14 protein-coding genes are annotated in these 15,475 nt (G+C 32.4%); 5 read left to right on the top strand and 9 right to left on the bottom strand.

From position 1 onward, the window contains the following. The first annotated feature begins 19 nt into the window (after positions 1-19). A complete protein-coding gene (locus N5D90_RS12255; protein WP_180905654.1) occupies positions 20-322 on the top strand; it encodes a hypothetical protein in 303 nt (100 codons plus the stop codon). A gap of 315 nt (positions 323-637) precedes the next feature. Next, positions 638-1,906 carry a serine--tRNA ligase gene (serS, locus tag N5D90_RS12260; RefSeq protein ID WP_038334750.1) on the top strand — a complete coding sequence of 423 codons (1,269 nt, stop codon included), beginning with the start codon at positions 638-640 and terminating at the stop codon, positions 1,904-1,906. A 69-nt stretch (positions 1,907-1,975) separates the two neighbouring features. On the opposite strand, the gene rfbD is transcribed toward serS, so the two are convergent. The 8 genes from rfbD to N5D90_RS12300 form a co-directional block, all read right to left on the bottom strand. Next, the gene (gene rfbD, locus N5D90_RS12265) at positions 1,976-2,830 is read right to left on the bottom strand and encodes a dTDP-4-dehydrorhamnose reductase (protein WP_280062622.1); all 855 of its coding nucleotides are present in this window, start codon (positions 2,828-2,830) and stop codon (positions 1,976-1,978) included. 53 nt (positions 2,831-2,883) lie between these two features. After that, complete coding sequence (locus tag N5D90_RS12270) at positions 2,884-3,399, bottom strand: OmpH family outer membrane protein (protein WP_180905651.1); 516 nt, start codon at positions 3,397-3,399, stop codon at positions 2,884-2,886. A gap of 26 nt (positions 3,400-3,425) precedes the next feature. Further along, entirely contained in the window at positions 3,426-4,013 is a 588-nt protein-coding gene (locus N5D90_RS12275) for an OmpH family outer membrane protein (RefSeq protein ID WP_180905650.1), read from the bottom strand. Positions 4,014-4,074: 61 nt separating this feature from the next. Further along, positions 4,075-6,597 (bottom strand): outer membrane protein assembly factor BamA, encoded by a 2,523-nt coding sequence (gene bamA / locus N5D90_RS12280; RefSeq protein WP_280062624.1) that lies wholly within the window; start codon positions 6,595-6,597, stop codon positions 4,075-4,077. Between the two features lie 20 nt (positions 6,598-6,617). Next, on the bottom strand, positions 6,618-7,361 hold the full coding sequence (locus N5D90_RS12285; RefSeq protein ID WP_115001930.1) for an isoprenyl transferase: 744 nt from the start codon (positions 7,359-7,361) through the stop codon (positions 6,618-6,620). An 11-nt stretch (positions 7,362-7,372) separates the two neighbouring features. Continuing rightward, positions 7,373-8,146 (bottom strand): DUF6089 family protein, encoded by a 774-nt coding sequence (locus N5D90_RS12290; RefSeq protein ID WP_280062625.1) that lies wholly within the window; start codon positions 8,144-8,146, stop codon positions 7,373-7,375. A gap of 118 nt (positions 8,147-8,264) precedes the next feature. Further along, positions 8,265-9,149, bottom strand: a complete 885-nt coding sequence (locus N5D90_RS12295; protein ID WP_280062626.1) for an NAD kinase — start codon at positions 9,147-9,149, stop codon at positions 8,265-8,267. After that, complete coding sequence (locus N5D90_RS12300) at positions 9,149-9,805, bottom strand: HPP family protein (protein ID WP_280062627.1); 657 nt, start codon at positions 9,803-9,805, stop codon at positions 9,149-9,151. The genes N5D90_RS12295 and N5D90_RS12300 overlap by 1 nt, the downstream gene beginning before the upstream one ends. Positions 9,806-10,048: 243 nt before the next feature. Here N5D90_RS12300 and N5D90_RS12305 point away from each other — a divergent pair, with 243 nt between their 5' ends. From N5D90_RS12305 to N5D90_RS12315, 3 genes are read left to right on the top strand one after another with little or no spacing between them, the layout of a single operon-like run. After that, positions 10,049-10,966 carry a mevalonate kinase gene (locus tag N5D90_RS12305; RefSeq protein ID WP_038334712.1) on the top strand — a complete coding sequence of 306 codons (918 nt, stop codon included), beginning with the start codon at positions 10,049-10,051 and terminating at the stop codon, positions 10,964-10,966. A gap of 26 nt (positions 10,967-10,992) precedes the next feature. Then, positions 10,993-11,916 (top strand): UbiA family prenyltransferase, encoded by a 924-nt coding sequence (locus N5D90_RS12310; protein ID WP_280062628.1) that lies wholly within the window; start codon positions 10,993-10,995, stop codon positions 11,914-11,916. A gap of 10 nt (positions 11,917-11,926) precedes the next feature. Beyond that, entirely contained in the window at positions 11,927-12,871 is a 945-nt protein-coding gene (locus N5D90_RS12315) for a pseudouridine synthase (protein WP_038334708.1), read from the top strand. 59 nt (positions 12,872-12,930) lie between these two features. Here the strand turns inward: N5D90_RS12315 and N5D90_RS12320 are convergent, their stop codons facing one another. Continuing rightward, complete coding sequence (locus N5D90_RS12320) at positions 12,931-15,375, bottom strand: S9 family peptidase (RefSeq protein ID WP_280062629.1); 2,445 nt, start codon at positions 15,373-15,375, stop codon at positions 12,931-12,933. Between the last annotated feature and the right edge of the window lie 100 nt (positions 15,376-15,475).

Raw genomic sequence — 15,475 nt, forward strand, 5'->3', positions numbered from 1 at the left:
AAAACCACTTATCTAATAAGTGGTTTCTTTATATGATCTGAATGTTATTTCAAATTATTTTGCTGGAGCTTCAGTAGCTGGAGCTACTTCTTTAGCTGCACCTTCAACTTTAGTTGCTGCTGAATCAACTTTAGCTGCTGCTGAGTCAACTACTGCTGCTGCTGAATCAACTACTGCTGCTGCTGAATCAACTGTTACTGCTGCTGAATCAACGTTAGCTGGTGCTTCTTCTGCTTTTTTCTCACCACAAGATACTGCTCCTAAAGATAAAGCTGCTACTGCAACTACTGCGAAAAATTTTTTCATTGTTTTATTGTTTTAATTATTAATAATTTTCGATTAATTTTCTTTGACAAATGTATTTCGAAATGCAAACAACAGCATGTAAAATCAATGTAATATAGTTGTATTAATAAATTCTCAATAAATAAAGTTTAACACATTAATTATCAATTAATTATAAAATATTTTACAATTTTTGAATATTATTTGTAAAAAACATTATATTAATTATTTATCTAATAAAGACAGTAAAATCTAAAAATAAGTAGATTTTGATTAATTTTTGATACTAAATCATTTAATCTTTATTCTAAAAAATTAATTATTTATACATTTGTATAAATTTAATAAAAGTATGCTAGTAGTTTCTTACATTCAAGAAAACAAAGATCGTGTAATTGAAGGACTAAAAAAACGTAACTTCAAACAATTAGATCTTGTTGATGAAGTTTTAAATGTGGATGAACTTCGTCGTAAAACACAATTTGAATTAGATAATGTATTAGCTGAATCCAACAAATTAGCAAAAGAAATTGGTAATTTGTTTAAAGATGGAAGATCGGAAGAGGCTAATGAATTAAAAAACAAAACGGTTGATTTAAAAACTCAATCAAAAGAGTTACAAGATTTATTATCGTCTTACGAAACATCCGTTAAAGATATTTTGTATCAAATCCCGAATATTCCGAACGAAATCGTAAAAGCAGGAAAAGATGCTGATGATAATGAAATCGTTTTTGAACACGGAGATGCAACTGCAAAACCAAACAATTTGCCACACTGGGAAGTTGCTAAGAAATTTAACATCATTGATTTTGAATTAGGTGTTAAAATTACCGGAGCTGGTTTCCCTGTTTACAAAGGAAAAGGTGCTCGTTTGCAACGTGCTTTAACGCAATTTTTCTTAGATAAAAATTCTGATGCTGGCTATACAGAAATTGTTCCTCCTTTCGTTGTGAATGAGGCTTCTGGTTATGGAACTGGGCAATTACCAGACAAAGAAGGGCAAATGTATTATATTGGAGAAGATGATTTGTACTTGATTCCGACTGCGGAAGTTCCTGTGACAAATATTTATCGTGATACGATTGTAAAAGCAGAGGATTTACCAATTACGTTGACTGCATATTCACCTTGTTTCCGTCGTGAAGCGGGTTCTTATGGAAAAGATGTAAGAGGTTTGAATCGTTTGCACCAATTTGAGAAAGTTGAGATTGTGCGTATTGAAAAACCAGAAAATTCTTATGCTGCTTTAGACGGAATGATTGAGCACGTAAAAGGAATTTTAGAAGATTTAGAATTACCATACCGTATTTTAAGACTATGTGGTGGTGATACAGGTTTTACATCTGCAATTACATACGATTTCGAAGTTTTCTCTGAAGCGCAAGAAAAATGGTTAGAAGTTTCTTCTGTTTCTAATTTTGAGACTTTCCAAGCAAATCGTTTGAAATTACGTTACAAAGATGAAAATGGAACTCAATTAGCGCATAGTTTAAATGGTTCTGCTTTAGCTTTACCACGTATTTTAGCGTCAATTCTAGAGAATCACCAACAGGCTGATGGAACAGTAAAAATTCCGAAAGCATTGCAACCTTATACTCGTTTTGAGATTTTAGATTAATTAATAACCTTTCAGATAAATAAAAAGCTCGAGAAATTCTCGAGCTTTTTTATGTTATTAAAATTGAAACTAAATCAAATACTTCAATTCTTCTTTCAAACTATCTTCCCAAGTCGGAATATCAAGTTGATACACTTCTTTTATTTTTGATTTATCCAATAAACTGTACGCAGGACGCTTCGCTTTTGTTGGATAAGCTGAAGTTGGAACAGGATTAATTTCGATTGTTGAATTAGAAAATTCTTTAATTTTTTGAGCAAATTCAAACCAAGAACATTCTCCTTCATTCGAATAATTAAAAATTCCATACGTTAAATCATTTTTCGAAATAATCGTCAAGATTGCATCAGCCAAATCAATCGCATTTGTTGGAGAACCAATTTGATCTGCCACAACAGAGATTGAATCTTTGTCATTAAACAATCTAAGCATCGTTTTAACGAAGTTATTTCCAAATCGAGAATAAACCCAAGCTGTGCGTAAAATAATCGTTTTAGGATTGTTTTCTAATGCTAAATTTTCTCCGTCTAACTTTGTTTGACCATAGACACCAAGCGGATTTGTTTGATCAGTTTCTAAACGAGGTTGAGCTTCAGTTCCATCAAACACATAATCTGTCGAAACATGAATAAATGGAATTCCTTTCTCATTCGTAATTTTTGCTAAAAATTCTGTTGCTTTTGCGTTTACTAAATAAGCATTCTCTTGATCATCTTCTGCTTTATCAACCGCTGTATAAGCTGCACAATTGATAACAAAATCGAATGATTTATCTTCGAAATAATGATTAATTAATTCTTCGTTCGTAATATCTAATTCGTTTCGAGTGACAAAAAAACATTCAATTTCCTTGTAGTTTTTTGATTGCTCTAAGATTGATTGACCTAACTGACCATTCGCTCCGGTAACTAAAATTCTTTTCATATATAAAAAAAGCCACTAAAATAGTGGCTTGAAGATATTAATAATACTTAAAATTATAAACCTAATTCTTTTTTAACATCGTTTAATAAGTCGTATCCTCCAGCTTTATAAACTAAAACACCTGCAGGTAAAACATATTTAACTCCTTTTTTTGCAGCAGCAGCATTAATTGCATCCATTACTCTTTTCTCGATTGGATCCATTAAAGCTTTCTCTTTTGCTTGCATTTCATCTTGAGCAGCTTTTGCATAATTTTCATATTTCTTTTGCATTTCTTGCTCTTTTTCTTGGTATTTGTTCGCTGCAATTAATTTTTGAGCTTCTTCTTGAGATTTACCAGCTAAATCTTTTTGTGCTTTTTCCATAAAAGCCTTATATTCTGCTTGTAAAGCTTCAATTTTAGTTTGGTGACCTTTTCCTAATGCTTCTAAGTCTGCTTCAGCTTTTTTGTATGCTGGCATTGATTCAATTACTGCTTGCGTATCAATATGTGCAATTTCTTGAGCGAAAGATAAAACGCTTCCGAAAACCATCATTGTAAATACTGCTATCAATCTAATTTGTTTCATTTCTAGTCTAATTTGTTTTTTAAAATTTATTTTCTTGTTTTATTGCTACTATTACTAGTTTTATTATTTCCAGAAGTTGATGTTTTTGAATTATTTGGTTTCAATTCTGGTCTTAAAGTCATTAATACTTCTCTACTTATGTCAAACTTTGGATCTGTGTAAATCATGATTAAATCACTTCCTTTATCAAATACGAAACCATAACCTCTTTTATCAGCAACTTCTTTTGTCGCATTATAAATTTGATCTTGTAAAGGTTTTACCATTGATCTTCTCAGATTCACTAAATCACCATTTGGTCCATAACGCTTGTCTTGCAAAATTCTTACAGCTGCCACTTCATCCGCTAGCTTTTTCTCTTGCTCTTTCACCTGTTCTGCCGTTAATAAAATCTTTTCGGCTTCGAATTCGGCTTGTAATTTAGCTAAATTTTCTTGTTTTTGCTCAATTTCTTTTTGCCAAGATTCTGTTTGAGATTTTAATTTGCTTTGAGACGAAGTATATTCAGGTAAATTTTCTAAAATATACTGGCTGTCTACGTAACAAAATCTTTGCGCAAAAGAGAAACTTGCTAATCCAAAGAACAACGCTATAAAGCTAATCCATTTTTTCATATTTGTGATGTGTTAATTCTAAAATTATGCCAAAACGTTCTAAGCAAATTTAATCAATTTATTAGAATTGTTGTCCAATAATAAAGTGAGTTTGCCATCCAGAGCGTTCTGTTTGTCCAAATCCTTTATCAAATCCGTATCCAAAATCAAATCCTAACAAACCAAATGCTGGCATATAAATACGAACACCTGCTCCTGCAGAACGTTTTAATTCAAACGGTTTAAATTCACTTGTATTGTTCCAAACGTTACCTCCTTCTGCAAAAGTTAATGCATAAATTTTGGCTGTTTGGCTCATTGTGATTGGATAACGCAATTCTAACGAATATTTATTATAGATTGTTCCACCTCCTTCTGGCGTAATATCTCCTGTTTGTCCACCAGAGTTTGTTGCATCTTCGTAACCTCTTAATGAAATGATCTCACGTCCATCGAAACGATTTTGTGTAAGACCTGTTCCTCCTAAGTAGAAACGCTCGAAAGGAATTGTTCCAATTTTACGGTTATATGTTCCTAAAACTCCAAATTCTCCACCAGCTTTTAAAACTAATTTACCTGTTAATTCTTTGTAGAAATATGCTTTAGCTTTGAATTTATAATATTCTAACCATTTGAATTTTTCTACGTCAGACATGTTTGTATAGTCTTTGTTATTAAAAACTGAATAAGGAAATGTTGTCGTAAACGATAAACTAATTTCTGATCCTGATTGAGGGAAAATAGGGTCTGGTCCAGCTGAATTACGTGTTAAACCTAATGTATAGTTTAAGTTGTTTGACGAACCATTTTCATATTGCATATTACCAACAGACATCGCATAATTATCGAAGTTATATAACTGATAAGAAATTGAGTTTGATAAACGGAAATAATCATCTGGCCAAGTTAATAACTTAGTTAAACCAACTGAAGCTCCTAAGATATCCAATTTCGCTTTTTCTCCATAATTATCGCGGTAATCATATTGTGAATAATAAAAAGACGTAGATAAAGCTGTAGGGCGTTTTCCTCCAATCCAAGGCTCAACAAATGATAAACTATAATTTTTATATCCGTTACCTGCTTGCGCTCTTAACGATAATTGTTGTCCATCTCCCATTGGAATTGGTTTCCAAGCTTTTTTATTGAAAAAATTCTTCAATGAGAAATTCCCGAAAGTTAATCCTAATGTACCAATGAAAGTTCCAGCACCATATCCTCCTTGTAATTCTACTTGAGAAGATGATTTTGGCGCAACTTTCCATTCTACATCAACTGTATTATTATCTTGATTTGGTTGAATATCTGGAACAATTTGCGTTGGCTCTAAATATCCCAAAGAAGCTAACTCCATCATCGTACGTTTAATGTCCGATTTAGAGAATAAATCTCCTGGTTTAGTTCTTAACTCACGGTATAAAATATGATCGTGAGCTTCTGTATTACCGTTAATCGTTACTTTGTTAAGTGTAGCTTGAGTACCTTCGAAAACTTTAATTTCAAGATCGATTGTATCATTTTTCACACTTTTTTCTACAGGAATAGCACGAGCAAACAAATACCCTCTATCCATATATAGTGTAGAAATATCATCGTCTTTTTCTGATCCAGAAATCTTTTTGTTGATACCTACTGCATCGTAACGATCTCCTGTTTTGTAACCAAAAATTCGTTGTAATTGTTCAGAAGTATAAATTGAGTTTCCAGAAAACGTTACATCTCCTAAGAAATATGGTTTCCCTTCGTTAACTTTAATTTTAACTAATAAGTTTTTATCATCAACTTTTTCGATGTTGTATGACTCAACTTTAGCATCTCTAAAACCAACAGATTTGTACTCATCAACCAAAGTTTTTAAATCTTCCTGGAATTTTTCAGGAATCATTTTAGATGATTTGAAGATATTAATCGATTTCTGTTTGGTATTTTTCATCCCCTTTTTACGTAAACGAGCAGCGGTTAAGTTTTCATTTCCTTCGAAAATGATTTTCTTAATCTTTACACGCTCTCCACGATTCACATTCAATGTAATGTTTTCTTCGTCTTCTTTACCAGCAATTGGCTGACGTTCTACATTAATTGTTGTATTAGGATAACCTTTTCCAGTATAATAATCTTTGATTTTATTATTTGTCGTATTGATTAAACTTTGTGTAATCTTAACACCTGGATTTAATTTATTTTGTTTGATTAAATCTTCGCGTTGCGATTTTTTCACACCGTTAATCTTAATTTCTCCTAAACTAGGAACTGAAACCAAGGCAAGCTCTAATGTTACTTCGTTACCTTCTATTTTATCTACATACAAATCGATGTCAGAGAAAATATTAGATCTCCATAATTTTTTTACAGCATTATTTACCTTCGTACCTGGTAATTCTATCTCTTCACCGATAGCAAAACCTGCATAACGGATAATTTGATTCTTAGAATATTTAGAGTCACCTGTTACAACGATATCTTTCAGTTTGAAAGTTCGTGCATTGGTATAATCTAAGACAAAATTATCTTGTTGTGTTGAATCAATGGTTTTCGTAGAGTCTACGACTTGCGCCTGTGCCATGTAAGCACCAAGCATACACATTGTCCAAAAAATTTTCTTCATAATCCTCTATTTCAGTTCGATTAGTTCGTTAGTTGCTCGCTTATCTTACCAAATCTACGTTCTCGATTTTGGTAATTTAAAATTGCTTTATAAAATTCTTCCTCGTTAAAATCAGGCCACAAAACCTCTGTAAAATATAATTCTGCGTAAGCAATTTGCCACAACAAGAAATTACTAATTCTGGTTTCGCCACTTGTTCTAATCATAAGATCTACCATAGGTAAATCGTGTGTATATAAGTTTTGATGAACTAATTCTTCATTAAAATCATTGTCGGATATTTCTCCGTCTTTGTATTTTTTGGCAATAGATTTCATCGCGTGTAATAGTTCTTCTTTCGAACCATAACTTAATGCTAATGTCAAAACACAATCTGTGTTGTCTTTTGTTTTTTCCATTGCTTGAGTCAAATCTTTGAATGCTTTTTTTGGTAATTTTGATAAATCTCCAATCACATTCAAGCGAACTCCATTTTTGTGTAATTCATTTATTTCGTCCTTAATTGCAGAACTTAATAAAGTCATTAAAACATTGACTTCTAATTTTGGACGGTTCCAATTTTCAGTAGAAAATGCGTAAAGTGTAAGATGTTTTATACCTAATTTTCGACAAGTCTCGATTGAAGATCGTACAGCTCCCAAAGCACTTTTGTGTCCAAAAGTTCTTTCTTTGCCGTTCTTCTTAGCCCATCTTCCGTTACCATCCATAATGATTGCAACGTGATTAGGTATATTATTTTTATCTATTTGTTCTACTAAACTAATTTCCATTCTTTTTAATCACAATAACAAGCAGGTCGACCAAAACTGTACGTTAAGGTAATTCCTGATAATACGTACCAATCTTTGTTTGATGTGTTTCCGTATACTCTTTTACTATATTCATCTGAAGGTACAACACCATCAGCTACAGCATCGATAAAATTTTGAGTAAATTTTCCTTTGTTGTAATCTATATAATCAACATTTGTATAACGAACACCTGTCTCAAAAGATAAAATCCAATTGTAATTGAATCTTACTTTATATCCAACCCCAAAAGGAATCGTTAAATCGGTATTATATTTTGTTTTTTCGATAATTACGTTGTTTGTTCCATCGTAATCATATTCTTTTCCTTTTGCCGAAAAAGCTCCAACTCCTACAAAAATATAAGGCGATTGCGCTTTTTCTTGATCATCATTGATATTAAAGAAATTATACTCAAACATCAATGATCCTTCTACAATATTATTTCGAAAATTTTTATTTCTTTCTAATTTGTAATACTCTTTCGAGCGGTGGTCACTTGCTCCAACTTTTGAATAAGAGACATTTGCTCTAAAACCCATTTGCGGATTTATATTAAAACGATACAATCCTCCTATGGAAATTGGTAAATAAATTTTCCCACCTGGTTCTGTTTTCGTAGGAAACGGATTGATGTAATTGGCTTTACCAATATCTCCAATCACATTTGCTCCACCAGCAAAAATTCCGAGTTCATGTCTTTGCGCAAAAGTTAATTGCGAAAAACATAGTATAAAAACAAACAAAAAAAATCTCCTCATAAGTTGTGTTATTTTTTCGGCTTTTGCTTTTTATCTTCTTTTAAATTCGAACAAATATAAACAAAAGTCAATTCAACGTAACTGATTTAACAAAAATTAAGAAGATTTATTGTAAATTTTAATTCCTTTTATCTGAACCCCAAAGCATTTTTTCTCTCAAAGTTGTGAAATAAGTCGCATCAATAGCTTCAACGATTAAGATTTTGAAGTCAGCTTTTTGTATCGTCAATTCGACGTCAGTTGTTAAAGGAAAGTTACGAGAATCCAACGAAAGGAAGTATTCATTAGCTCTACTACGTATTTTTAAGTCAATTTTTTCGTTTTCTGACACAATTAATGGACGTACATTTAGATTATGTGGCGCAACAGGTGTAATGACAAAATTTTGATTGGACGGATGAACTATTGGTCCACCACAACTCAACGAATACCCTGTAGAACCAGTTGGCGTAGAAATAATTAATCCATCAGACCAAAAAGAATTTAGAAATTCATTGTTCAAATAAGCATCAACCGTAATCATACTCGTTGTTTCACGGCGAACTACAGTTACTTCGTTAATTGCAAAATTATTTTCAATTTCTACACCATCACTTCTTTTCACTGTTAATAAAGTTCGTGGAATAATGTTGTAATCATCATTGAAAAAACTATCCATTTGCTCCAACAACACACTTTTATTAATTGTTGCTAAAAAGCCTAAACGTCCCGTATTTACGCCAATAATTGGAATATTAGAATCCTTAACAATTGTAGTTGCTGATAAGATTGTTCCGTCTCCACCAAAACTGAATAAGAATTTGACCGATTTGTCTAAATCATCATGAGAAGTATAGGTTTCTACATTATCAGTATCAAAATCAGTTGTTTCTTTTAAGATTTGAAGAAAATTTTGCTCAACACAAAAAGCAATTTCGTTCTGAACTAAATAATTAATAAATGGTGGAATAATATCCGTTAAAGACGTACTTGTTTTTTGTCCAAAAAGTGCAACTTTTATCATTAGGTATTCATGTATTTTAACAATTGTGCATAACGACTTTGCAGAAGTTCTTGTTTTTCGTCGTTATAAAATTTTTGAATCACTTGATATCCATAACGTTCAAATGTCTCACCAATTGTCAACAAGTTCGATGAACTAAATTTTAGCAAAACATAAACGCTATCCTCCTTATTTCCAACAATCATCATTCCCAATATTTTTCCGTTATTCACTTCGATAATATTAGAAATCGCCGTCATCGATAAATCTTTTTCCGCAATCGAAACTAGCATCGAAACGCCTTGCGCAGCAACAAAAGGGAAATTTGCAAATGTGTTAATAATATCCGTTTCCGTAATAAAACCAACATAGCGCGATTGTTCGTTAATAATCGGTAAGATATTCGCCTGATTCGTGTACATCATCTGAATTGCATCTAAAAGCGTACTCGATTCAGAAAGATAAAAACTCTCCAAATACGAGGTATAATCTACTTTTTCATCATCAATTGATAATTCAATCAAATCTTCTTCCGAGATATTTCCAACAAAATCCAACCCTTTAAACAAAGGCAGATGCGTCAATTTATTCTCTTGCACAACTTCTAAAAGCTGACTTGGAGAAGAATTAACTTTCCCTGGTTTTATCTCATGCGATAGATATTCGGTGATATACATGGCACAAATTTATATATTTTAATACATTAATTCTCTATTTTTAATGCTAATTCGGTTAAAATCATTGATTATTAATTGAAATTTAACCAATTTATTCTAAATTATTTAGTCAAAATATATTCCAAAATCTACTAATAATCAAAAAATAATGTGATTTACAATTTTTTAAAGCAAAACTCTTCCTCAAATTCAAAAAAGAATGGCTTAAATTTTGTACATTTGCAGTACCAATTTTAGCATTGAATGAAGAACCCATTATTTTATGCCAAAATCTTACTTTTTGGCGAATATGGAATTATTGAGAACTCGAAAGGATTAACAATTCCTTATAATTTTTACCAAGGTGCATTAAAATTTGAGCCTTCTGAAATTGCAGAATCATCAAATGCTCACTTGAAAAATTATGCAAAATTTTTGGAAGAAAATTTTGCTGATACTTTTGATACAAAATCTTTTTCGGAAGATGTTGCAAACGGAATGTACTTCGATTCTAACATTCCTCAAGGATATGGCGTAGGTAGTTCTGGCGCTTTGGTTGCTGCTATTTATGACAAATATGCGTTGAATAAAATTGATATCAATCAAAATCTGAACAAAGAAAAAATCAGCGAATTAAAAGCACTTTTCGGTAATTTAGAATCTCATTTTCATGGAAAAAGTTCTGGAATTGATCCTTTGATTTGTTACATGAATATTCCTTTATTAATTCAATCAAAAGATGATATCTCGACAATTGGTTTACCTTCTGCAAATGCTGACGGAAAAGGAGCTGTTTTCTTAATCAATTCTGGTACACCAGGAGAAACGGCGCCAATGATTCATATTTTCTTCGAAAAAATGAAAAAAGAAGGTTTCCGTAAAACATTGAAAGAAGAGTTTATTAAATACAACAATGCATGTATAGAAAACTTTGTGAAAGGTGAATACAATCCACTTTTTGCAAATCTCCAAAAATTGTCAGCTTGGGGTTATGAGCATTTCAGACCTATGATTCCTCAAAAATTGGTGAATGCATGGAAAACTGGAATTGATACAGATACCTATTACCTAAAACTTTGTGGTTCTGGCGGAGGCGGTTATGTTCTTGGTTTTACACAAGATTATGACAAGGCGAAAAGCTACCTAAAAGACTTTCAGACCGAAGTTATTTACAAATTCTAAAAAAATAATTTATAAAAATATAATCAATGAACATTCAGAAAATAATCTTAAAGGTTTTTGCATTATTTTCTGTTGTTCGTGGCTATAATTTAATTGTGCTAATATTGGCACAATATCTTGCTGCGCTTTTTATTTTTGCGCCAGAAGTTGGTCATCGTCAATTGTTGACAAATCCAAAGTTGGACGGACTTATTCTTTGTTCGATACTTTGTGTGGCCGCAGGATATATCATCAATAATTTTTACGATTTAGAAAAAGACGAACTCAAACGTCCTTTACAAGTTTATCTTCAGAAACAAGTTTCGCAAGGTTTCAAACTAACCGTTTACATTGTTCTAAATGCTTTAGCGTTGATTATTGCAGCTTTAATTTCGTGGAAAGTTTTCATTTTCTTTTTGGTTTATCAATTTTTGGTTTGGTTTTATAGTCACAAAATCAATCGATTTGCATTGATCAAAAACTTTTACTTGGTTGTCATTCGTGTGATGCCATTTTTCGCCTTATTGGTTTATTTTGATCATTTCACATTCAATTTGGCCTTGCATGCTACTTTCTTGACCATTTTATTATTGATTACTGATATTGTAAAAGATTTGAGTTCTCAAAAAGCAGATTTGATTTATAATTATGATTCAATTCCAATTAAATATGGAATCGATTTTACAAAAGTTTTGATTTCATGTTTAATTATTATAGAATTAATCATTGGAATTATTATCATTATGAAAAATGATGTTGGCGCAATGAAATACTTTTTTATTGCTGCAAATATCGCTTTCACAGTGATTTTATTTATCATTTGGAGAATAAAATCGACACAAGCATATAAGATTTTACATTATTTTTTTAAGGGAATGATTGTTGCGGGTGTATTTAGTATCGTATTAATCGAAATAAATCCCTTAACTTTGCAAACTATTGCGCAAAATTTTAATCAGCGCATAAATTAATCAAATTCAGATGAATAACAGACGAAATCAATCCAACGACAGAAATTCCCAAGGCGGGAACAATCGTGGAAAAGGTGGAGCAAGAGGAAATTCTTCTTCTAAACCATCTTCAGGGAAAGGAAAACCAACTTTTGGTGGAAAACCATCAGAAGAAGGAAAGAAAAGTTTTGGACCAAAGAAACCGTTTAACAAACCAGGTGAAAAACCATTTGTTAAAAGACTGAAAAAAGCACCAGTTGATGACGGGACTATTCGTTTAAATAAATATGTAGCGAATGCAGGGATTGCATCCAGAAGAGAGGCCGACGAGTTGATCAAAACTGGAATCGTTACAGTGAATGGTCAAGTGATTACTGAAATGGGTTATAAAGTACAACCCGATGATGAAGTGCGTTTCGATGGTCGTAAAATCTCTTCAGAGAAAAATGTATATTTTGTGTTGAACAAGCCAAAAGGGTTTATTTCAACATCAAATGATGAAAAAGGACGTAAAACTGTAATGGACTTAATGTCTACTGCAACTACAGCGAGAATTTTCCCAGTAGGTCGCTTAGACAGACAAACAACAGGCGTTTTATTGTTTACAAATGATGGTTATTTAACTAAGAAATTAACGCATCCAAGTCATGATATCAAAAAAATATATCATGTAACTTTAGATAAAAAGTTAACAGCAAATGATTTGGCTGATATCAAAAAAGGTGTTCGTTTAATTCCTGAAGGAATTGCAGTTGTTGACGAAATTTCTTTTATCGAAGGTAGACCGAAAAATGAAGTTGGTGTAGAATTACACATTGGTTGGAACCGCGTTGTACGTCGTATTTTCGAAACAAAAGGATACGAAGTAGAAGCATTAGACCGCGTTTCTTTTGCAGGACTTACAAAGAAAACTTTACAAAGAGGTGATTTTAGAAGATTAACAGAATTAGAAGTTAACTTCTTGAAAATGTTATAATACCTCAGCTATAAAATTTAAAAACCACTTCTTTCGAAGTGGTTTTCTTGTATTGAGAATTATTTCTTTTCAGAATTTTTTCCTTTGTTTTTCACATATTTCTCTAACCATTGGTCTTGTTCCCACAACATGTGAAGAATGTTTTCTCTTGCTGCATATCCGTGAGATTCTTGTGGTAATAAAACCAAACGTGTTGTTGCTCCCAAACCTTTCAATGCATTGAAATAACGCTCAGATTGCATCGGGAAAGTTCCTGTATTATTATCAGCTTCACCATGAATTAACAACAATGGTGTTTTCATTTTATCTGCATTTTGGAAAGGCGCCATTGTGTTGTAAACATCTGGAGCTTCCCAATAATTACGTTGTTCTGACTGGAATCCAAACGGCGTTAACGTACGGTTATAAGCGCCTGAACGCGCAATACCCGCCGCAAATAAATTAGAATGCGTTAACAAATTTGCTGTCATAAATGCGCCATAAGAATGTCCACCAACCGCAACTCTTTCACGATCGATATAACCTAATTTATCTACCGCATCAATCGCTGCTTTTGCATTGGCAACCAATTGAGGAACGAACGTGTCATTTGGCTCTTCTTTTCCTTCTCCAATAATTGGGAAAGCCGCATCGTCTAACACTGCATATCCTCTCAACGCCCAATAAATAGGACCTCCGTAAGAAGGAGAAGTAAATTTATTTTCAGAAGTTGTAACCTGACCTGCCGTAGACGCATCTTTGAACTCGCGAGGATAAGCCCACATTAACATTGGTAACTTTTCCTTTTTCGTTTTATCATAATTTGGTGGCAAGTATAAAGTTCCTGATAATTCCACACCATCAGCTCGTTTGTACGTAATTAACTCTTTCGAAACTTTGTTCATTGCTTCAAAAGGATTTTTTGTAAACGTTACTTGTTTTGGTTTTCCCCCTTTCTGAAAAATATTACGAACATATAAATTTGGATAATCTGATTTCGATTGAATTTGCTCTAAAATGATTCCTTTCTTCGGATCGATAACACGAGCAATCGCTTCTAATTTATCTGATTTTTGCGCTCTCCATAAACGAGAAGTTTTTTGCGTTTTGATATCAAAATCATCAACAAAAGGTAAAATTCCTTCCGCAGAAACTCCTTCTCCAACTAACATCAATTTTCCTTTGTTAATCGCTAAAACATTGTAACCATAATCATTCATTTCAGTTACGAAATTTCCAGGATTATTGTAAGCATCTTGCGAATTTCTACTAAAAAAACGTGTTGGTTCTTGAGTTGGATTTGACGGATTGAACAAATAACTACTTTCGTTTCGTGTATTATACCAAGCATCTCTCACAATCGCAACTTCATCATTCCCCCAAGTCACTCCTCTGTAACGATCTTTTACTTTTACCAACAACTCTTTGTTCGCTGTAAAAGGCGCCGCAACTTGATAAAGCGCATCGCGATATTCCGCAGGCTTGTTTGCATCACCACCATCTAAAGCCTCAACCCAATACAATGTATTTGGTTTATCTGCTCTCCAATACAAATTTCTTTTTCCCATAATCGTCGAAGAAAATCCTTTCGGAACAACTTCTTGTAACTCTTTATGATCAACTTCTTTTACTAATTTTCCATTGATATCATACACAATATCAGTTGATGGGAAACTATTGTAGGTTACTAAATATGAAAAAGGTTTTTTGATTTCGTTCACCAAAACATATTGTCCATCTGGAGAAGTCGAAATATCCGTGTACATCGCAGCATCTTTCCATTTCGATTTTGCTCCTGTTTCGATATTAACTTTTACTAATTCAGAAATTGCTAATTGTTCAAAGTTAAACTCATCATTTTTATTTTGTAATAAATCTTGATAGGTTCTGTTTTGCGCTTCTTTTCCGTCAGCAACAGAAACTGTAGGTCCAGTCGCAATTGCGTCTTTCGTATCAATCAATGCTTTTTTAGAAGCTGGAATTACATTCACAATTAATTCTGTATCTGAAATCCAATTGAAAGGACGACCTAAGTTTGCGTTTAATTTATCTTCATAAACTTTTGTTGCAGCTTGCGTTTTTACGTCAACAATCCACAATTCTACACCTTTATTTGTTGTATTTGTAACGGCAAATTTTGATTGAGAAGTGTTCCAAGATTGATTAGAAAAACGACCTTTTGCAGGTAAACCAGCTATGGTTTTTTCTTTTGAAGTTTTCAGATCAAAATAAGTAATTTTCTCACTGAATGTTTCACGCGAATTAATATTTGTCACTGGATTAATTCGTAATCCTGCTAAACGTAATTCTTTTTCTGACAATTCATTAATCGTTTTATAACGACTTCTATAAGACAAAAATGCATTTTCTGCCTTACGATCTGTACTAATTGACGGCGGCATATCTGCATCTGCCAATTGTAAAATTTCTTGCGGAGGCAATTGATAAGTAACATTTTCTTGCGCTTTTACCGACGCACCAAAAGTCATCGCTATAAAAAGCAACGAGTAAACAATTTTCTTCATGTGTTTTTAAGATTTTACTTTATAAAGATATTGAATCTTTAGTAAAATGATATGATAGAAGTTAGTTTTGACCAAAATGTATAAAAAAAGACGAATATTT

It is taken from the genome of Empedobacter sp. GD03797 (assembly GCF_029842105.1).
Lineage (GTDB): Bacteria > Bacteroidota > Bacteroidia > Flavobacteriales > Weeksellaceae > Empedobacter > Empedobacter falsenii_C.